Source organism: Elizabethkingia sp. YR214, assembly GCF_003058195.1.
In the GTDB taxonomy this organism is placed as follows: Bacteria; Bacteroidota; Bacteroidia; order Flavobacteriales; family Weeksellaceae; genus Elizabethkingia.
This window is the reverse complement of record NZ_QBUH01000002.1, coordinates 404,410-425,412: the sequence shown is the minus strand read 5'-3', so window position 1 is coordinate 425,412 and position 21,003 is coordinate 404,410. Positions and strand designations below refer to the sequence as shown.

Here is a 21,003-nt window from a genome sequence, read left to right as displayed (position 1 = left end):
ATATGGAAATGATTAGTGTACAGCAGGCAGAAGATATTATTCTTTCTCAATATCAGGATTATGGGAAAGAAAATATTTCTTATGATTTGGCTATAGGCAGGGTTTTAGCTGAAGATATTTTGGCTGACCGCGACTTACCTCCGTTTGACAGACCTACAGTTGATGGTATTGCTATCAACTTTATTTCTTATGAAAAAGGAATACGTTCTTTTAGAATTAAAACTGTTCAGTCGGCAGGTGAAGATTCTGTTGCTATTGATTCAGAAGATCAATGTATTGAAATAATGACCGGAGCGGCTCTAAACAATACGTTGGATACTGTTATCCGGTATGAAGATATATCTATTGATAACGGCATAGCAACAATCAATATTGAAATTAATAAAAGACAAAATCTACACCTGCAGGGAAAAGATAAAAAAGCAGGAGAGATACTGGTTAAGGCTAATCAGGTTATAACTCCTGCAATAATTGGCATAGCAGCATCAGTTGGAAAAACAAATTTGTTGGTAAAAAAGTTGCCAAAGGTTGTCATTATTTCGACAGGAGATGAAATGATAAATCCAGAACTTGTTCCGAGAGCATTCCAACTAAGACAATCTAACGGAATCACCATACACTCTGTTTTGGAGAAATACAAAATCCAGGCAGACCTTCTTCACCTGAATGATGATTATGAAGTGATAAAAAAAAAACTTATCCGTTGTGTAACTCAATACGATGTTCTTCTTATTAGTGGTGGTGTTTCCATGGGTAAATTCGATTATCTTCCACAGGTATGTGAGGAACTGGGAATAAAAAAACTATTCCATAAAATAAAACAAAGACCCGGAAAGCCGTTTTGGTTTGGTCAATATGAAAATAAAAAGCTTGTTTTTGCCTTCCCTGGTAATCCGGTTTCAGTCTTTATGTGTCTGCACAGGTATTTTATTCCGTGGTTGGAAAAATCTCTGGGAATCTTACCAACTTCTCCCCTATATGCTGCGTTACAGAATGACATTGATTTCACCGTTGCCTTGCAATATTTTGTACAGGTAAAACTTCTGATTAATCAGACAGGTCAGTTAACTGCAACCTTTATAGATACTAATGGCTCTGGTGATTTCTCTCATCTTGCAGAAACCAATGCCTTTCTGGAATTACCTCTGGAACAGAACTCATTCAGAAAAGGTGAAGTATATAAAGTATGGAAATATAATTTTTGAAGACAATGACAGATTTTTCACATCTCAATAAAAAACTGGAACCAACAATTGTTAATGTAATCAGCAAGCCTGTTACCCAACGAAAAGCCATTGCAAGAGCAACTGTAGAGCTTCCTGAAAATGTATTGGACAAGTTAAAAGAAGGTGACTTTAAAACACCTAAAGGTTCAGTATTTCAGACTGCAATAATAGCCGGAATTATGGCCGCAAAAAAAACGGGTGAACTTATTCCGCTTTGTCATCCGATAGGACTGGAAAATTGTGAAGTAAGCATTGAACTTTCCAATAACAACGAGATTGAAATTTATTGCACTACAGAAGTTGAGGCTAAAACAGGAATCGAAATGGAAGCCCTTACTGGTGCTTCTGTAGCGGCCTTAACGATATATGATATGTGCAAGGCTCTAAGCCATGATATCAGTATCAAAGAGATTAAATTAATGGAAAAATCCGGTGGAAAAAATGACTTCAAACGATCAGAATAATATCCCATTACTCAACGGACTGGTTTTGGCCGGCGGAAAAAGTGTGAGAATGGGAACAGCTAAAGACCAGCTCACCTGGCATGGAAAAGAACAGCGTTACTTCGCTGCTGATTTACTGGCACCGTTTTGCGAAGAAGTTTTTATTTCTTGCCGTCAGGATCAATTAGATCATTTTGATACAGGTTATAATGCCCTTACCGATACCTTTCTGAACATGGGACCTTTTGGAGGCATTCTCTCTGCTCTTCGTTCTCAAAGAGATAAAGCCTGGTTGGTTGTTGCCTGCGATTTGCCTTTGCTGGATAAGGAGTCATTAAAATTTCTGATAGAATCCAGAGATCCGGAGAAAGTTGCAACAACCTATGAAAGCCCATTCGACGGATTACCGGAACCTTTAATTAGCATTTGGGAACCCAAAAGCTATCCACTTTTACTTCATTTTCTAGGAATCGGAAATACATGTCCCAGAAAAGTTTTAATAAACAGTGACACACTCATTTTAAAACCTCAGAATCCGGATGCTTTGATGAATGTAAATACTCCTGAAGACGCAGCAAAAGCGCAACAGATTTTAAACGGACCAAAAGATTAATATGAAAGATCATTTTGAACGTTATCAATGTCAGATTGCTTTACCAGGATTTGGGATTAGTTCTCAGGAATCATTGAAAAATGCCAAAATTCTGATTGTAGGAATGGGCGGCCTTGGATGCCCTTCTTCACAATACCTTGTCTCTTCTGGTGTAGGTACAATTGGTATTGTGGATAATGATACTGTTTCGTTAAGTAATCTGCACCGCCAGATCTTATACACACCCGATGATATAGGACTTCCTAAAGTAGAAGTCGCTGCCAGAAGATTGCAGCAACAGAATCTTTTTGTAAATATTATCCCGCTAAATTTCAGAGTAACTTCTGAAAATGTAATAGACCTTATACGGGAATATGATTTGGTAATTGAAGGCACAGATAATTTTGAAACCAAATATTTACTGAATGATGCTTGCGTATTAACCGGAAAACCCTTGATATACGGAGCTATTTATCAACATGAGGGCCAGGTTAGCCTATGGAATGTCTTACAAAATGATGGTACTTATAGCCCTAATTACCGCGATGTTTTTCCTGATGTGGAAGAGTCACAAGTTCCTAACTGCAGAGAAGGTGGTGTAATTCCTACTCTGGCTGGTATTATTGGCTGCATACAGGCCAATGAAGCTATAAAATATTTAACAGGATCAGAAGATCTTCTAGCCGGAAAATTATGGATGATAAGTGTAATGACCGGAAAAACTCAGGTAATTAAACTGAAGAAATCAACTGCTGTTCAGATTACAAATTTGGTACAGACAATTCCACTAATCCCTTTTGAGCAATTTGAACAGGGAAAAGCTCATTTTGAAATTATAGATGTACGAACTGAGAAAGAGCATCAGGCATTTAATATTGGGGGCAAGAATATTCCAATAGAAAAACTACAGGACCAGTTGAATGATATTTCTTCTGTCCTGCAGCCTGTTCTGGTATATTGTCAGTCGGGAAAACGCAGTTTAGAAGCCGCGAGAAAGATTAAAAAAGCTTTCCCCAACAAAGAAGTCTTCTCCTTAAAAGATGGTCTTAATAATATGCCACGATAATATCCCTATATTATACAGAACCCAACTTCTAAACGGATTCTCTGATAACTGATGTAAAAAAGTTGATCAGGTTGCCATCGGGATCTCTGAATAATAATGATTTATTTCCCCATGGCATTATTGTAGGTTCCTGTACAACGCAGGAAGCCAGAAATTCCTTTAAACGTATATATTCCATGTCAACATCCTCCGTGAAGAATTCTATGATTACTGTTTGATTCTTTGCTGGCTGAGCAATAGTTTCGCCGCCAAAAAACTGTAAGGTTTTGGTACTTCCAATAGCCAATGTTGCTGTTGCTGTCCGTATTTCAGCAAAATCAGGAGTGTATCTTACAGCCTCAATTCCTGTTACATTTTCATAGAAGTGAATTAAATTTTCAATATTTGCAGTAATAATACGTACTGATACTAAGTTCATTTTTTAGAGTTTTTAAATTACTCTACAAAAATAAACCGGTGCTATGACAGCAGTTTGTCAGTAGTTTCTGATGAAATTATTTAATCAGATAAAATGTACTTAATGGTTTTAATCTGATATTTATAAAATATTAGTCAATGATTGTTTGCTTTGATTTTTGTGATGTCGGAATATGATCTCCCGCAAGTTCATGAATTGTTTCATCAATCATTTTACACATACTATTCAGTGCTAAATCGTTGGCTTCGGTGCCAAAAGGTTCTTCAATCTCATCTGCAATAGCTTCAAAAGCAACAAAGGTATAAGCTATAAATACAACAATAAAAGGCATAAACCATCCTAAAGAATCGACTAAAGCAAAAGGCAGTAAAAAACAATAGATATAAACGGTACGGTGTAATAAAACCTGATAACTATACGGAATTGGCGTTGATACAATTCTTTCGCAGCCACCGACAACATCCGAAAGTCTGTCAAAATTCTCATCAAAACGGGACTGTTGTATAGAGTCTATTCTGTTTTCCAATCTGGCCCGATTCACCCAATCGGCCATTAATTTCATGAGTATAACAGGTTTATACCTTGATTCTTCGGCAATACTAAATTGCTCGACAGTAAGTCGTATCTGTAAATCTTCTCTTGGATCTGTACTTCTTAGCTGATGCTTTAGTGCATAGACAAAGGCACTGACTAACTGAACAAATTCCGATACGGAATCTTTATTGGCATCGCCTAAAGTAAGAGCCTGTCGGATTAATGAACGTGAAATATTGAGCAAAGAACCCCATAGCTTTCTTCCTTCCCAAAAACGGTCATAACTAACGTTGTTTCGAAATCCTAAAAAGAGAGCCAGTACAAAACCAAATAATGTGAGCGGCGCTGTGTTGAGTGGTATTTTGAATGAAAATATAGTTCCGTGAAAATAAACTATTAATAATGATAAAGTAAACAAGATTAATAACCGTGGCAATAATGCCGGCAGTACAGAACCTCGCCAGATGAAGAGCATTCTGAACCAATTTTCTTTCTTTCGTATAATCATACTGCTTCAATAATGCTTTTAAATATATTCTATTTACTAATTTTCCCGATGACCAGGGCAGCTACCTGATAAGAACTTCTAGCCGGCTTCTTCTCCCCTTCAGCAATAATCCGGAGCGGACCTTTTGCGACCGGCAGAGGTTTTCCATCCACAGTATCGGCTATAATTATGTTTTTATCAGCTATCGAAGAATCTAATTCAGCAAGAGAAAATAATACCTGATATCCGTCTGTACATTTTACCAGAAGGTATTTGGAAAGATTTTCACCATGCAGCTCTTTACCGGAAGTCACGCCTGCTTTTGCAAGGATATCCTGTAAAGCAACTCCGGAATAGATATGATTATTACCGTCTTTATCCTTTAAAGAAGCATTTTTATGTGGCATTTTTGATAAATCTGACATTGTAAGCTCCAGTGGTTGTAAAACATCCCCATTTACTTTAAGCTTAAAATCGGACTGGCTAAATGCAAAGCCAAAAACAAATAGAAATGCTAAAAGCTGTATTTTTTTCATAAATGATAGATTGTAAAAAGAATTTATGGTCTCTGAATAGCTCCCTGGTATAGCATTTCATCTACTTTTTTGTAAACTTCTGGATCGTGTTTTTTTATTTTTATTTTCACGTATTTGGATGCCGGCATATTGCTTTCCTTTACCACATTGTTAACAGACACCAATACATTGGTTTCCGGGAAGTAGGTTACTGTATTCTTTTCCGGAATTTTATAAGAAACAATAATAAATAAAGGTGCAACCCTCTCGATACCATCGTCGTAGTTGTACAAATCTACCCGATCTCCGGCTTTAAATCCGGCTTTATCAATATCTTTCTGATTCATAAAAATTACGCGGCGTTCATTCTTTATACCTCGGTATCTGTCATCCAGTCCATAGATTGTTGTATTAAACTGATCATGGGTTCTGGTTGTTGCCATCATGTATTCGTCGGAAGCAAGTGTGTTATCAGGAATCTCTGTCAAAGTAAACGGTGCACGCCCGCCTAATTCTTTTGAGAAGTATTGTTCATCTCGTGCTGCATTGGGTAGGTAAAAGCCTCCTTTTTGGCGAACACGAATATTATAATCATCAAAACCAGGAATACACTGTTCTATATCATCACGGACAGCATCATAACTGTCGTGATATCGTTGCCAATTGACAACAGCCCGATCTCTTAAAGTAGCCATTGCCATACGGCAAACAATCTGAGTTTCGTTTACCAGATTATCAGAAACAGCGTCCAGCATACCTTTGGAATCCTGAACTACTCCCATGGAATTCTCGGTGGATACAATCTGTATTTCACCATTTACAATATCTTTGTCACTCCGCCCGTATGTTGGCAGAATTATAGCTTCCTTACCATGTACCAAATGTCCTCTGTTCAGTTTTGTTGAAACACATACCAGCAAATTAAGTTTTCTTAACGCGTTTGCTGTATAAGTGGTATCTGGTGTTGCGGAAAGAAAATTACCGCCCATACAAAACATTACTTTTACTTTTTCCTCATGAATTGCCTTTATAGCGCGAACAACATCATAACCATGTTTCCTTGGAACCTTGAATCCAAAGAAATTTTCAAGACGGTCAAGCTGCTCATCAGTTGGTTTTTCATCAATCATCATGGTTCTGTTTCCCTGTACATTGCTGTGACCACGAACAGGGCAAAGTCCACCACCTTGTATACCTATACTACCTTTAAGCAGTATAATATTCAGAATTTCGCGTAACATATCTACACCATTAGGCTGTTGGGTAAGCCCCATTCCCCAGCTGATGATAATTCGTTTTTTGAAAGCAATTATTTCTGCAGCCTGGCGTAATGCTTCCGTAGAAACTCCTGAAAGTTCTGCCAGCACTTCAAGTTTATAATAGTCAAATTGTTTCAGGAATTCTTCATAACCAGTAGTTTTATCCTCTATAAATTGATTATCGAAAACCTTACCCGGGTTATTTTTCTCAAATTCTATTAATAAAAGTTCAAGAGCCTTCAGAAGTGCCATATCTCCATTTATCTTTACAGGTAAATAAAGATCTGCCAGCTGAACGCCTCCGGTAATAATATCTTTAACACTTTGCGGATTTATAAATCCCATTAGCCCAGCCTCAGGCAATGGATTAACCGCTATAATTTTAGCACCATTCTTCTTTGCTTTTGCCAGTGCACTCATCATTCTAGGTGCATTGGTTCCGGGATTTTGTCCTATAATTATAATAACTTCGGAATCATGAAAATCCTCTAAAGTTACCGTTCCTTTACCAATACCTATAGTAGGGCGCAATGCCGATCCTGATGTTTCATGGCACATATTGGAACAATCGGGCATATTGTTGGTTCCAAACTCTTTAGCAAATAACTGATAGACGAAAGAAGCCTCGTTGCTTGTTCTTCCCGAAGTGTAAAAAGCAGCTTCGTTCGGAGATTCTAATGCATTGAGATGCTCAGCTATTTTTTTGAAAGCATTGTCCCAGCTGATCGGTTCGTAATGCGTACCACCTTTTGGTAAATACATAGGATCTGTAAGTCTTCCCATTTTACCGATCTGATAGTCATCTAATTTGGCAAGATCATATAAAGAATTTTGTTTAAAAAATTCAGGTGTTACAGTTTTAGTCGTAGCCTCTTCTGCTAACGCTTTAGCACCATTTTCACAATATTCACCAAGAGCAGAACGCTCGTCATCCGGATCTGGCCATGCACAGCTTGGGCAGTCAAAACCTCCCATCTGGTTCATTTTGAATAATGCCCTCATTCCGCGGACTGGTGTTTTTTCTTCAAATAAATCACTAAATGCAGCCAGTACAGCAGGAATTCCTGCAGCTTTACTCTCAACATGAGTAAGTTTAAGGTCTAATAAAGTAAAGGGATTCTCGGCATTGGGTTCTCTGCCGATCTCTTTTTCGATTTTATTTTTATCAATTCCTTCCATAACCTTTTTATTTAAGGATGATTAACATTTAATATTAGGATTGGGATAGTTGTCGCTCTGATCTTCCACGGTATTATCTATACAAACAAAGTCCTTTTCTATCAGAAGCTTTACAATCCCCGATTCGCCATCAAAGCCAACTCTGTCCGTCATTACAAGCTCCTCCACCATAGTTTCCGGCATTTTCATTACGATTCTGTTTTCAACAAAATCTGCAGAAAGTTCTGTATCATTCGTTCTTTTAACCATATAAATAAAAGGACGGTCTGCAAACTGAGTTAAACTGGATACAATTCCATTCTCTCCTAGTTCATGAACTTCTGACTGAGTAAGACGAAATCTTACTGAATTATCTTTAATTCTTATTTTCATAATAAGTTGTCAATTTTAAAATTGCTGCCTGAATGGTAAATATTGAATCGGTTATCCCTAAGGAAACCTAATAAGGTGATGTCGAATTCTTTTGCAAGATCAACAGCAAGACTTGAAGGTGCTCCTATCGCAACAACAACAGAAATCCCAGCCATTGCTGCTTTCTGAATAAGCTCGAAACTTGCCCGCCCACTTAATACCAATATTTTGTCTTTAAGGGGTAACTGTTGTGTAAACAAAGCATGGCCAATAAGTTTATCCAAAGCATTATGCCGGCCTACATCTTCCCGTAAAGCCAGTAAGTTTCCACTTAGATCAAACATTCCTGAAGCATGTATACCACCAGTGGTACTGAAATTACTCTGGAACGAGCGAAGTTTATCGGATAGCTGATACAGGGTTTCCAAAGAAAGTATGCAATTTTCCTTATAAGTACTATTAAAAGGGCTTACTGTTCGGATAGATTCTATAGAGCCTTTTCCGCAGACCCCGCAACTGGAAGTTGTATAAAAATTACGGTCTGTTTTCATCAGCTGCGGAATAAAATCGTCAATCAATTCTGCGATTATAATATTCTCCTGATTTCGGGAACATTCGGCCTGATGATGTGCTACTTTACTAATTTGCTGCTCTCCGGAAATAATTCCTTCAGTAAACAGAAAACCGGCAGCAAGCTCTTCATCATGTCCGGGAGTCCGCATCGTTACGGATATATTTTTGCTCTGTTTTTGCTCCTTAGTACCGTAAGTAATTCTTATTTCCAAAGGTTCCTCTACAGCAATATCATCTGAATAAGAAAAACTCTGGTTATCCTTAACTTTGATAATCTCTGCCTTTTTTACGGAATTGCTTTCCAGGACATTAGCTTTCATATCTAAAGAGACTTATATAGTAAATATACAAATTTTTATTCCTCAAAAATTACGGATGTGCAGAAACCCACTCTTCACCATCTTCAAAAATTTCTTTCTTCCAGATAGGTACCGTTTGTTTTATAGTGTCTATAATATAGCGACAGGCATCGAAAACAGCATCTCTGTGGCCATCACTCACAACTATAATTACAGCTTCTTCTCCGGGAAGTAAAACTCCTGTCCGGTGATGAACTACTACATTCCGTACTGAAAATTGCAATATTGCTTTATCTATTATTTTCCGGATTTCTTTAATAGCCATGGACTGATAACATTCATATTCCAGCCGAACAACTGGTTTGTCTTTAGTTTTGTTGCGTACAGTTCCTATAAAAGTTGCAATACCACCACTGCCTAAATCTTTGGCTAAATTGAGGCATTCTGTAATATCCAGTTTGCTGTCTGTTATTTTTATATCAATCATATGATTTATCCTCCACTTACAGGAGGTATTATTGCTACTTCGTTTGTACTTTTTATAATCTGATTATCTTCTGCATATTCATCGTCAATAGCAATAAAATAAGATCTTAGACGCTTTAATTCAGCAAATTCACTCTCAAGCTTAGTCTTTAAATCCTTTACTGTTATTTCATCTGTCAATTCTATTTCTTTTTCTGCACTGCCAAGAATATCTTTTGCAATTCCGAATGCTAATATTTTAAGTTTCATTTTACCAGTATTTAATTAATACATTGATACCTGCTATTAATACAAGAATAGCCGTCATTCTCTTTATAATCAAAGGATTCCATTTCAGTGACATTCTGGAACCTATTTGCCCACCTATAAATACAGCCAGGCATAGGCTAAGAATCCTTATAAAATCTATTTCGGCTGATAGTTTAGTTAATTGTCCTACAATACCGGAGATCGAATTGACCAGTATAAAAACACTGGATGTAGCTGCAATTTTCCGCGGTGTATCCCACTTCATCAGGTTTAGTAGTGGAGAAAGGAAAATTCCACCACCAATGCCTACCAGCCCGGATAAAAAGCCTATACCACCTCCTAAAAAGCTATTTCTGGCTACTGAGGACTTTGATTCTTCCAAAATAGTTTCTTCATTCTTTGTCTCAGTTTTTATCCATAATAATACCGCAGCGATAATTAAAGTAACTCCCAGAATCAGAAAAAATGTTTCCTGACTAATCTTTAATACAGCACCTATATAGGCCATGGGCACGCTGACAAGAGTAATGGGTAGGATCTTGCGCCAATTGATCTGATTGTTTTTGATATAAATATACACTCCGCCAGTAACGACAATTATATTACAAATTAAAGCTGTTAAACGCATTTCCTGATATGGCAGACTATACATTGCCAGGACCGCAAGATAACTGGATCCGCCACCAAAGCCAACAGATGAATAAACAAATGCAATTACCAAGAAAAATAACAGAAGTTCCCAATGTCCCATAGGCTTTCCACCGGTATTAATTTTACTATTACAATAATACTGATTTTTGGTACTAAACTGATTAACTGAATATAAAAGAATGTATTATAGATTGTGAAAAGAATATCATGCATTGTTTATCATACCAAAATCTATAAATTGAAGTGTTCCTAAGCCGAGGATAGGCTCTATAGGTATTTAAATAAAACAGATGAGTTATATATGGCTTTGCAAAAAAACACTCTCTTATGAAAGAGCTCTATGTTTCTTCAAAAATGTATTTTCAAATTATTTTTTCTTCTGAGATATGTCCGGTTATCAGGTCTATCGTTTTGAAGGTATGAAGTAAAACCTTATTTTCGAAATAGTCCGTTGCAAATCTTCCACGGTACTGATATCCTTCAATTTGATTTACAATTTCTCCACTATTACATTCAATTACAAAATCAGTTCCCCAATCATTTGTTTTTACATCCGCTGCTTCCACTGCAATATAATTATTATCATCAGTTATAAATATATCTGAGGAATCAATTCTACCTATATCATTAAAATCTTTACTCCATTTAATTTTATAATATTCGTCAAAACAATACAAAATATTAGCTTCTGAAATAGCGTAAATTTGAGATGAATCAATAGAATACTTAATCCTGCGAATTTTCTCTCTTATCCCAAATCTTTGAATTCCTATTTCATTTGTTGTAAAGTCGAACGTATGACAAGTATCTTTTGCCTTTTCATATGGCATTATGAAACTATTATGTTCCAAATCCAAATCTCCATTGTAGAGTCTGAGTTCTTTAGGAAGTTCAGCAATTATTTCATTTTTTAATATGTCAAGACAGAAAGTTTTTATTTTATGTGCAGTAACTAATAGTTTGCTTCCTGTCGCATCAAATGCTGTATCAAGAACAAAATATTTATGAGTGTCAAATAATACGTTTTGACTACTGCAGTCCATTACTATCAAGTCTGTTTTAGAATACTTTGTTTTTGTTGACGGATAATTTGTGATTACAATTTTATTTCCATCAGGTGAAATACTTTCAGGCTTCCACTCCGCATATGCTTTTAGATATTTTCTTTCTTGGGTATTAAAATCAAAAAGAAAGAGACCTTCTTCATTATGGTTATTTTTTTCAAAAAGTCCAATTCCGGCATTTCTATTTAATATCATTTTTTTATTTATGTAGAAGAAAGTTATAAGAATTATTCAAATATAAGTATATCCATAGATTCTTAAAACATTATAAATAATATTGATACCAAATCTATTTTAAGTCGTACTAGTCAATTATATATGTGATATATTATTAAAAGCAAATAGTCTTAATAATTTTATACAGTGTCTTTAAATTTTACTGTAAAAAAGTAATTATAATTATTCTTTAACAAAATTCTGATTTGACCTTACAACTATAATTTTACCACCTATTGAACACTTACAAGTTGAGCAATCCAAAAGTTCTTTTTTATCATCAATTTCAAACACAGAGGTATTATCCCATTTAATTGGAGCTGGATTACATAATGATTTTGTAATGCTGCACACTCCAAAAGGTTTTATATTGACATTAGGTTGTTTATCCTCTTCTGTAGCTTGTAATTTTCCTTCGATACAAATGAAAGATTGACTTGTTACTATGATAGGGGTTGGAATGCTTCCTTTATCACACCTAAGCTGGGTTGTATCTGTTACGTACTGAGACATTACTAATTATGTTCTATTATTTTATACTTCTTTTTGAAAATAAGCCAGTTAATTAATATTGTTATCAATAAAGAGGGAACAATAATGTAAATAAGATTAATATCCATTGTAGAAAATAAGATTCTATTGTTTTTTCCTTCTAAAAGCAGCCATAAATAATCTAATAAATAAGCAATAATAACTGTTGCTATATATGCTGTATACCATTTCTTCACAAAAATTGTATTTACCAGAATAGCCATAATTATAATTGGAATTATTATAAAAAAAGGTATCTGTTCAAACCAACCCATTATCCCTCCTATAAAACCTCCTAAAACCGTATAAAATTCTTGATAATTGTTTTCAATAATTCTTAGAAGAATTACATAGATTGTATAATAAACAAAAATATGTAACACCCAAATTAATGAGAAAAATTTGATTTTATTAATTGACCTATTTGATTTCATAAACTCTGATAATTTTTTTATATTTTTCTTTTAGATAGCCATTTTCATCTACTTTTCCTTTAAAAGGAGCTGAAGTTGGTTTATGTCTGTCCAGCCAAAGCATTAGTAAAGGCAAATCTATACGAAACCCGGCATCTTTTACCGATGCATTCCATGGATCGTCGAACTCTGGGATTACTTTATCTCTAACAATCTTATCCATAAACCAGCTTCCGGTTCCATGCTGTCCCTTGGCATCTTGATCTGCCATATCTTGATATCTTTGGATGGTTTTTTCTGATGTTTTATTATAGATAGGTACTGCTACCGTACCTTGTTCATAATTTATAAATTTTTTATCAAATTCATAAGCTTTCTCCAGCGTATCTAGTGGTTTTGTCGCATATTTCCCATTAAATAATTCGTAAAATTGCGTTATAGCATAGTCACAAATACCCAAATTAAGTTCTGAAAGAATTGTTTCAACATCATTATAAATAAAGGAGCTTCCTCCTTCCAACATTGTTAAAGCCTTTACAAGCTTCTTAGCGCCTTTTGTCCATCTGCATTTATGTTTAAATTTAGGTAAAGCTTGGTCTACAAATTCATAAAAAGAATAAATTTGTTCGAAAGGTGCTATAACTCCTTGAAGTTTTTTTTCTATTATATAATTACAGGCAAACTGATAAGTAAGATTTCCATATTTACCATCTTTTCTGTCTTTTGTTAGCCAACAACCATTTTGCAATCTTTTCTTATCAGTTGCCAGTTCGTACAATTCCATATTTGGAAATTCACCATGTGTGGCAGCGATCATTGTTTGGTCACCGTTAGTAAGAAAGTCATATAACAAACCTGTATAATCAATTCCCATTTCAGTAATCTTAGGCAACATTATAGAAATTTTATCATTATCAATACTAATATATCTGTTGTCAAATTCATTATAACGTGCACTTCCTGATATGAATTTTCCAACTGATGTATTGAGACTTATCTTCTTTATAGATATTTTTCCAGCATCTGCAGATTTACGAACCACTCCAACAAACTCAGTGCTATAGATTAGCATCATTACAGGAAATACTTTCCCTCCAATAAAGACTCTTTCAATAATACCAAGTTGTCCTGGAGGTCGGTTCGAAAAAAGATTAGGATGAATCCATTTTTCTTCTTTATTATTTTTTTTACTTTCCCTGTTTGCCTTTCTAATTCTATGAAAAAATTCTACATAATTAGGTTCAACACCATTAAAACCACTACTCTCATTATCTATCCTTACAAAGTAATACTCGGCTGACATAAAAGGGAATAGTGCTACTCCATCGTTCATGTAGATTTTTTCCGCAAGAACATCCAGAACAACATGTTGAAAGTTGCCTTTTCCATTTACTTTTTTTACTGTTAAAGTTCCAGCCATTGTATTACTATATTTAATAGCTATTTCATTGATAATTTTATATTGATTATTTAAAGATTTATTCTATGCAGCTTTTAATCTGTTTTTGCACTTTAAATCGTTGCTTTTCAATATAATTAAGTAGATTAACAGGATATTTACAATTTTTATTTATTACATCAAATTGTAATTTCAAACATGAAAATAAATAAATCTTTTGATTTTCAAGCAAATATAAAAAAGCGACATCTCCTTTTTTTAAATTAGCCTCTTCCTTACTACAAACTTTTACTTTCAGGTCTTCATTGTTAGAGATACTGTTTGAAATAATTTCTATTTTCTTCTTATTTTTTAATATTTCATAATATGAGGTATCCTTAACAAGCATATTATGAGCAGCATCCCATTTTAAAGTTATTTTATTATCAAAATTGACAATAATAATATTTGAGGAATTATATTTTTCTTTTTTTGTTTCTCTTATCTGTCGCTTTTCTATTTGGGATATTTTACTTTCATTCTTCTGAGAGCAACCAAAAAATATTAAGGGTGCAAAGAATAGACAAATAGTGAAGAGTTTAATTATATTCATAATCGTTATTATTTTTGAAAATGCGTAGGAATTTGATTTGCGGATATCTTATTTAACAAGACCTGGGTTCCGTGCCATGATCCATTTCTATAAAAATTATGATACCCTCTGGCCCTCCAGTATAGATTACTCATTCTTACAGCATCTTCATGCCCATAAGTTGCAGAATTTTCAACTCTTCCATAACCATGCCCTAACAGTTCATGGGCCAATAGTTCAGCTGGTGTCGAATGTCTTGGATATTGAGTTCCATTGGGTGCATAAGTGAAATCTCCAATATCTGCTTTGGAATCCATAACTACTACTGTTAATGTTCCTGTTGAATAACCTGTATTAACACCACCACCATAATTTTTATCTGCTTGTAAACCCTTTGTTCTTGCAGGTAAGCTTAATGCACTAATTGAACGGCTATTTAATGTTTCATATGAAAATGTCATATCAACATAATGAGATTTATTTGAATTTATTGCAAGATAATATGCGTAAGCTAATGATCTAATATCTGTATTTTGGCCTATAATAGCTGCCTCTAAATCATTTCTGGCTATTGTATGCATTTTCAACCCATTATCTTCTAATTTAAAAATCTTTTTAATGCTTTCATGGTTATAGAATGAATTTTGAATTTCATCCAGTATTCTAAGACCCGATACTTTACTAACCCCAATTATCCCTCCGGTTATAACTTGAATATTTGGCTGAAATTTCGTATTTCCATTTACATTTTTTACAGTGAGAGTACTTGTCATAATAATGTATTTAAATATTAAACATTATTTTTTTGTGTTTTTATCTCTACTTTTTCCTTTAATTCAGCAAACCCCTCCTTATTTACTGTTCCGGAATATGTTACATCTTTTATTTCATCACCAATTTTATGTTCTACTTCAACATCTATCACCTCTCCTTCCTCATAATTTCTTGTATATACCAAAAGACTGACTTTATCCCCGAAAAAGGCAGTGTCTATATTTTCCTCCATTACATTATCCATCCATTGTACACTTACAATTTGCTTTTCTCTGGTATAATCAAATTCTCCATTTTCCGGAAGTTTATTCATTTGTGGAGCTTTATACTCAATCTTATTTTTAGCTGTAAGTAGTGAATTAGCTCCGTAAACATGCATCCTATCTTTAGCTCCGAGTTCAGCATGCCCATCCGTATAACCAATAAATTTCTCTTTTCCATATAAATCTAAGTAAGCTTTAGCTGATATTTCAGTATTTGCTCCTGATGAAATAATAGTTTTCTTGCCACTATCTTGGCTTATCTCATCTCGGGCAATAATCTTAATATTCTGCCCAATATTGGTTTCCATATTTTTTCCAGCTTTGGTTTCGATATTTTCCTCAATATCAAATTTTAGATTCTTGGACTTTATAGTAATAGTTTCCGGAGCTATAATATTAATATTACTACCTTTGGTATCGAAACGGAGCTCATTTCCACTTTTATCAGTTAATAAAATACTTTCATCCTCTGTAAAAATTAAGCGATGACCACTTCTTGTCTGAATAGATTTTACCTTGTTATCAATACTTCCTCCTAATCCTATTCCACCATGAAACATTCCTCCCATTACAAAAGGAAAATCAGGATGATGATATTCAAACCCTACCATAATCTGGTCTCCAATTTCTGGAATAGCCACAAAACCTCTATTTTGAGTAATTGTTCCTGTACCACCGGCATCAGGACTCATCACTCTAATAAAATGCGTTGTATTATTTTGTTGCCAGTCGAATTGGACCTTAACCCGCCCTTGATTTAATGGATCTACATTAGAGATTACGTTGGCAATTTGAGGCTCAGCTTTTGGTATAATAAAAATAGGCTTAGGCAGGAAACCTGTTCCTTCAGCAATAGCTTGAAAACTACCTTTATAATAACCTCTTGCATCTACTTCGTGCAGTGCTTCAACTATCATCAAGCGTGTAAAATAAGATGTTTCGCTGGTATTGGATTTTCTCATCTCCAAATCTATAACACAGCTAGGGAAAAGAAATGGTATTGTTGTATCTCCTGTAACCTTTAAAACCTCCACCACTTTGCTACCTATTGCGCTTTTCTGAGTGTCAGTAACATCCATAAACATACCAGCATTAATAGGTGCAGGTATCAGTGATTTAGTTTTAAAAATATTCTGATTAAGTTGATAGCTTTTTTGTGCTAAATCCCCCATATGACGGATATTAATATCCGAAGCTGCCAACTTTTCGTTACTACTGCTATTGTAACCAAAAAAAATAGGTTTAGTATGTATAGCATTCATCTCTATAGAGATATTACTAATGCTACTTCCATATGCAAGCTTTATGGGTGGATTAGATGGAGGTAAACTCCCAAAATGCAATATTTCACCATCATAAAAGAATTGTTCTCCATAAGCTTCAGCCAAACGGCACAGGTAATTATAATGTGTCTCGTTATATTGTGTGGAATAGCTGATTGAACCTCTGTAGTTGTTTTCAATACGTGTCTTATATTTTATATCCAGTCCTTGTTTAATTATTTGATCTGCTATAATCCCAGTATTCACAGAGAGTTCTCCACCAAAACTTTGAGTATGTGGTGCTGCATCTAATAAAATAGTTGGACTGTATCCTTTCAATATGACATCACCCAGGTTACCTTGCTCTTGGTTAAATACTACTTTAGTAATCACTCCTACAAATACTCTTTCAGGACTATCACCTAAAGTATCTTTATAGCGTATAAATATTGTTACTTTTCTTCCTAAAAATTTTTGAACATCTTCAAGGTAATGATTCTGGACATTTTTTAAAATATCATGAGCAAGTATTAACTCAAACTCGTGATGTTTTATGGTGCTTTGATTGAGTTTAAAATATTTAAAATGAGTAATAGTCTCTTCTCCTTCTATAATAATTTTTAACTGAACTATTCTTTGTAGTCCAGCAATATAATTTTTTGCTATTTTTTCAGCATTATCTGGGTGACGGAACTTAGATGGTTGAACATGTCCATCATTTACTCTTTCCATATTATTCGTGTTTTTTGATACCCAAAATATTATTGGACAATGGGTTTTAGTAAAAGTACACGATTATTATATACTGTATGATATTAATCATATGTATTTTACAAATTGTAGTATTTCTACGACTGTTGAATTATTATATCTGTTAAAATATTGGTATTATAAAACCTTCTCAATATCTTTTTCAAATAGCTCTGCTTGGACATTTATAATTTGTGTTACTTGTTGCTAATAGCATTTTAAGAGAGAAATAATAAATGTAAAATAAAAGACTGTTTTTGTAATAAGATGGTTTGTAACTCAATGAAAACTTTGCTTATACACCAATATAGTTCAATAAACACTATTAAAAAGATCCATGATCCGGTCCATAATTTTATGTCTGGGGACTAAAATATAATTGTAAAACCTCTTGTTACTTATTTAGCAGGATATGACCAAAACACGCCTCCATTGCCCAGGAATAAATCTTGCACAGTGCAAAGTTGGAAGAAATGTTTTTATTAAGGTTCAATAAGCATTATTTATCTTAGGTTTGTACCTACCTACTCAATTGCTCTCTATCTGCTTTACTACAAAATCCATTTGTCTGTCAAACCCTGTCTTCAAATCGCTTGGTTCAATTTGTATTTCTAGATCCGGTTTTATTCCTTTTGGGTCGTATTGGAAATTCGGAGTTCTCATTTTATACTGAAAAGTAGGTATCCAAACCAATATTTTAGAATAAGGTAACACAAATGCTTGTCCGCCAGCATTGCTGTAGTTACTCCCTTGGGAGTATTCTCCATAAAATTTTCCAACCTTATACTCCCGCATCAATGCCAACAAATGTCCCGTAGTTGAAAAACTGCCACCATTAATCAGAACTTTGATTTTCCCTTTATAGTAATTGGGTTTATTATGCTGCTTTTCAAACCACCAATAATCTGTAGCGTCAGTTTCTGTATAGCAATTCAATCCATTTTTGCGCTTGGTTTCGGTTATAATTATATCTTCAATATTATTAGGATATTGGGCATAATGTTTCCATTGCTTTGTCGTATTATACTTTGCTCCAAAATAATCAAGGTAGTAATAAGATTTATTGGTTAAATATGAAAATAAATAGTTTGCAATATCAGCAGAACCACCTGCGTTATCTCGTAAATCGATGATGAGGTTTTTGGTTTTCAGACTATCAAGCCGGCTAAAGAAAACGTCCAATTTCTTTTCTGCAATTTTTCTGTCGGCTTCGTTATAGCCATTCTCAAAGGAATGAAATTTCAGAATAGCCAAATTATCTGTCTTGAATTCGGTGGTTAATGGCTCTGTATTGTATTTGATTTCTTTTGAATAAGTCTCATATACTACTCCTTTTAAAACGAGCTTTTGCTTCTGCTCTTTTTGATCCAAATATTCGATTTCAAACTTGCCTGTCGGATTATAAATGAAATAATAAAAAGGGAAATTTCTGAATCGCACATTCAATCCAGTTTCATTCTTGCCTTCGAGATGAATGTATTTCTGAATATCATTAACGATTGAGCTGAGTTCTTTTCCATTTATCTTTAAAATTCTCAGCCCCACATAGTCTTTATTTTCCGGGATAGATTTATCTAAATAATACTTGTCTTTAATTTTATAAATGCTGAAAGGAAAAACTGCCCGGTCTTTCAGTAAATTGCTGATTTTTGTTCTGTCAACTGTTGTGTGTCCATCTTTTATTTTCGCCATTAGAGTAGCTGTTAATCTGTAATAATCAACAATTGACAAATCTGTTTTGATTGAGTTTTTTAGATCTAAATATGTTTTATCAAAATTAGCTTTCGAGCAAAACATAAACTGTCCGGGATGGATGGTATTGGTCAAATTATAGAGCTTTGCAAACTCAGCTTCTATGCTATCTTTCTTTAAAGTTTTATCTAATAATAAATCTTTTTTTTGTGCAGTGCAGAAATTACAAACCAAAAAAGTAATTAGTAGCAATCTCATTTGATAAGTTTATTTTGAATTAAAAATGTCTTGATATCCTTTATTACTTCCGTTGGCCTTTCATCTTTCACACCGTGCCATGTATCTTTATAGATCTTATGAGTAATGTACTGTTGGTGAGCATTTGTGAGCGCAGTATTTTCATCCTTAAAATCGAACCAGTCATTTTTACTGACAGGGTCAAAAATAAGCATTGGCTTGTTGAGATTACGGTAAATAATTTTGGGATTGAGCTGATGCGTAGAAGCTCCAAAAGCTTTTTTTGCTGTAAATGGTGTATAGATAATAGCAATATTTTCTTCTGCAGAATTTTCTCCAGTCAGCTCTTCCGCGCCGGGATTTATTTCATATTTTCCGGCTTCATTTTTCTTAATCCTTGCATATGATGTAAATATTTCTTTCTTAAGTTTTTCATCCTGCTTTCCTTTTATTCCCCAATTATTGTACATATACCAGTAGGCTTCAAATTCGGTATCAAATACCAATGTTTTTTTATTTTTATAATATTGTTTTGTTTCTACAATATCTTTCTCAATATCTGAAGCTTTCACGCCAGAATCCCAGGCTACTGAACCGCCATCTTCCAGAATAAGCGCCTGGACCATATCTGGATAGGCATCATAAAAAGCGGTACTTATGCTTCCTCCTCTTGACCAACCACCAACAATTGCTTTTTTTATATTCAATTTATCTAGCAAAAACTTGATATCATCCGCTACATCGTATATGGAAACATCCTTTTTAGGAATTGAAGTAAAGCCGTGTCCATAATAATCTACAGCTATAACATGTAAATTAAGCTGAACAAGCTGTTCTATGATTTCGTAAAGCTCATAGCCATTACTATATGTTCCAGGAATCCAAATAAGAGTAGGATTTTTAGTACTTCCCCATTCCAAATAATGCATTTTTGTATTGTTGGTTTGGATATACTTTCCATACTGCTTTTCATATTGCTCAAACTCCGATTTGTATTGTTTATAAAGACTAGACTGGCTTATAGAATCCTTTTTGACAGGAGTTTGAGCTTGTATCAATCCAATAAATGAGTTGATGAGAAAAAAAAGAGTAAGTACTTTTTTCATTTATATTAATATTTAAAATGGCTGGACGCAAATATATTTATAATTCCCAATAAAGAGATATAGAAATATTGAATATTTAAAACAAAAAAGATAAAGTTGTCATATAATATGGCGTAATCAATTTTGGCCATTAAAATTTATTTTAATTTTAAGATTTACTTTTTTGAATATAAAACAACCAAGTCATAGTAAAAAAATATAATTTTATTTTTTGAATTAATAGTGTATTACATTTTGGAAAAGCCTGGCAAAAAATAATTTTAGCCGGAATTTTAATTTATTTAACCGAAGGGATGTTACTTCCTGTTTTCCATTTTACACCTTATCTCAAACTCAATTTTATTGCGGCTATAGCTAATGAAATACAATTTACTTTAGAATTTTTGGCAGTAGGAAT

The 21,003-nt window shown here is 34.1% G+C and carries 22 protein-coding genes; 4 read left to right on the top strand and 18 right to left on the bottom strand.

Features of this window, described 5'->3' with window-relative positions; all coding sequences use genetic code 11:
• The first annotated feature begins 2 nt into the window (after positions 1–2).
• From C8J95_RS05125 to C8J95_RS05110, 4 genes are read left to right on the top strand one after another with little or no spacing between them, the layout of a single operon-like run.
• Positions 3–1,205, top strand: a complete 1,203-nt coding sequence (locus C8J95_RS05125) for a molybdopterin molybdotransferase MoeA (protein ID WP_107809290.1) — start codon at positions 3–5, stop codon at positions 1,203–1,205.
• A 5-nt stretch (positions 1,206–1,210) separates the two neighbouring features.
• Positions 1,211–1,690 (top strand): cyclic pyranopterin monophosphate synthase MoaC, encoded by a 480-nt coding sequence (gene moaC / locus C8J95_RS05120; RefSeq protein ID WP_107809289.1) that lies wholly within the window; start codon positions 1,211–1,213, stop codon positions 1,688–1,690.
• Positions 1,668–2,282, top strand: coding sequence for an NTP transferase domain-containing protein (locus tag C8J95_RS05115; protein ID WP_107809288.1), 615 nt, complete (start codon positions 1,668–1,670; stop codon positions 2,280–2,282). The genes moaC and C8J95_RS05115 overlap by 23 nt, the downstream gene beginning before the upstream one ends.
• 1 nt (position 2,283) lies before the next feature.
• The gene (locus C8J95_RS05110) at positions 2,284–3,327 is read left to right on the top strand and encodes a HesA/MoeB/ThiF family protein (protein ID WP_107809287.1); all 1,044 of its coding nucleotides are present in this window, start codon (positions 2,284–2,286) and stop codon (positions 3,325–3,327) included.
• Positions 3,328–3,355: 28 nt separating this feature from the next.
• Here C8J95_RS05110 and C8J95_RS05105 read toward each other — a convergent pair whose 3' ends face one another.
• From C8J95_RS05105 to C8J95_RS05020, 18 genes are all read right to left on the bottom strand, one after another.
• Positions 3,356–3,745 carry a VOC family protein gene (locus C8J95_RS05105; protein WP_107809286.1) on the bottom strand — a complete coding sequence of 130 codons (390 nt, stop codon included), beginning with the start codon at positions 3,743–3,745 and terminating at the stop codon, positions 3,356–3,358.
• Positions 3,746–3,875: 130 nt separating this feature from the next.
• Positions 3,876–4,787 carry a bestrophin family protein gene (locus C8J95_RS05100; protein WP_107809285.1) on the bottom strand — a complete coding sequence of 304 codons (912 nt, stop codon included), beginning with the start codon at positions 4,785–4,787 and terminating at the stop codon, positions 3,876–3,878.
• Positions 4,788–4,816: 29 nt separating this feature from the next.
• On the bottom strand, positions 4,817–5,302 hold the full coding sequence (locus C8J95_RS05095) for a molybdopterin-dependent oxidoreductase (RefSeq protein ID WP_107809284.1): 486 nt from the start codon (positions 5,300–5,302) through the stop codon (positions 4,817–4,819).
• A 23-nt stretch (positions 5,303–5,325) separates the two neighbouring features.
• Positions 5,326–7,719, bottom strand: coding sequence for an FdhF/YdeP family oxidoreductase (locus C8J95_RS05090; protein WP_107809283.1), 2,394 nt, complete (start codon positions 7,717–7,719; stop codon positions 5,326–5,328).
• A gap of 21 nt (positions 7,720–7,740) precedes the next feature.
• Positions 7,741–8,091, bottom strand: coding sequence for a hypothetical protein (locus C8J95_RS05085; RefSeq protein ID WP_107809282.1), 351 nt, complete (start codon positions 8,089–8,091; stop codon positions 7,741–7,743).
• A complete protein-coding gene (gene fdhD / locus C8J95_RS05080) occupies positions 8,088–8,963 on the bottom strand; it encodes a formate dehydrogenase accessory sulfurtransferase FdhD (protein WP_107809281.1) in 876 nt (291 codons plus the stop codon). The genes C8J95_RS05085 and fdhD overlap by 4 nt, the downstream gene beginning before the upstream one ends.
• A 49-nt stretch (positions 8,964–9,012) precedes the next feature.
• Positions 9,013–9,429 carry a molybdenum cofactor biosynthesis protein MoaE gene (locus C8J95_RS05075; protein WP_107809280.1) on the bottom strand — a complete coding sequence of 139 codons (417 nt, stop codon included), beginning with the start codon at positions 9,427–9,429 and terminating at the stop codon, positions 9,013–9,015.
• A 5-nt stretch (positions 9,430–9,434) separates the two neighbouring features.
• Positions 9,435–9,677, bottom strand: a complete 243-nt coding sequence (locus tag C8J95_RS05070) for a MoaD/ThiS family protein (RefSeq protein WP_107809279.1) — start codon at positions 9,675–9,677, stop codon at positions 9,435–9,437.
• A gap of 1 nt (position 9,678) precedes the next feature.
• Positions 9,679–10,428, bottom strand: coding sequence for a sulfite exporter TauE/SafE family protein (locus tag C8J95_RS05065; RefSeq protein WP_107809278.1), 750 nt, complete (start codon positions 10,426–10,428; stop codon positions 9,679–9,681).
• 262 nt (positions 10,429–10,690) lie between these two features.
• Complete coding sequence (locus C8J95_RS05060; RefSeq protein ID WP_107809277.1) at positions 10,691–11,587, bottom strand: hypothetical protein; 897 nt, start codon at positions 11,585–11,587, stop codon at positions 10,691–10,693.
• A gap of 204 nt (positions 11,588–11,791) precedes the next feature.
• Positions 11,792–12,121, bottom strand: coding sequence for a DUF4280 domain-containing protein (locus C8J95_RS05055; protein ID WP_107809276.1), 330 nt, complete (start codon positions 12,119–12,121; stop codon positions 11,792–11,794).
• 2 nt (positions 12,122–12,123) lie between these two features.
• Positions 12,124–12,573 carry a hypothetical protein gene (locus tag C8J95_RS05050; protein ID WP_107809275.1) on the bottom strand — a complete coding sequence of 150 codons (450 nt, stop codon included), beginning with the start codon at positions 12,571–12,573 and terminating at the stop codon, positions 12,124–12,126.
• A complete protein-coding gene (locus C8J95_RS05045) occupies positions 12,560–13,972 on the bottom strand; it encodes a hypothetical protein (protein ID WP_107809274.1) in 1,413 nt (470 codons plus the stop codon). The genes C8J95_RS05050 and C8J95_RS05045 overlap by 14 nt, the downstream gene beginning before the upstream one ends.
• Before the next feature lie 58 nt (positions 13,973–14,030).
• Positions 14,031–14,543, bottom strand: a complete 513-nt coding sequence (locus C8J95_RS05040) for a hypothetical protein (RefSeq protein ID WP_107809273.1) — start codon at positions 14,541–14,543, stop codon at positions 14,031–14,033.
• A gap of 8 nt (positions 14,544–14,551) precedes the next feature.
• On the bottom strand, positions 14,552–15,295 hold the full coding sequence (locus tag C8J95_RS05035; protein WP_107809272.1) for a hypothetical protein: 744 nt from the start codon (positions 15,293–15,295) through the stop codon (positions 14,552–14,554).
• 17 nt (positions 15,296–15,312) lie between these two features.
• Positions 15,313–17,553, bottom strand: coding sequence for a type VI secretion system Vgr family protein (locus C8J95_RS05030; RefSeq protein ID WP_107809271.1), 2,241 nt, complete (start codon positions 17,551–17,553; stop codon positions 15,313–15,315).
• 546 nt (positions 17,554–18,099) lie between these two features.
• A complete protein-coding gene (locus C8J95_RS05025) occupies positions 18,100–19,521 on the bottom strand; it encodes a S41 family peptidase (protein WP_107809270.1) in 1,422 nt (473 codons plus the stop codon).
• Positions 19,518–20,606 carry an alpha/beta fold hydrolase gene (locus C8J95_RS05020; protein WP_107809269.1) on the bottom strand — a complete coding sequence of 363 codons (1,089 nt, stop codon included), beginning with the start codon at positions 20,604–20,606 and terminating at the stop codon, positions 19,518–19,520. The genes C8J95_RS05025 and C8J95_RS05020 overlap by 4 nt, the downstream gene beginning before the upstream one ends.
• Positions 20,607–21,003 lie beyond the last annotated feature (397 nt).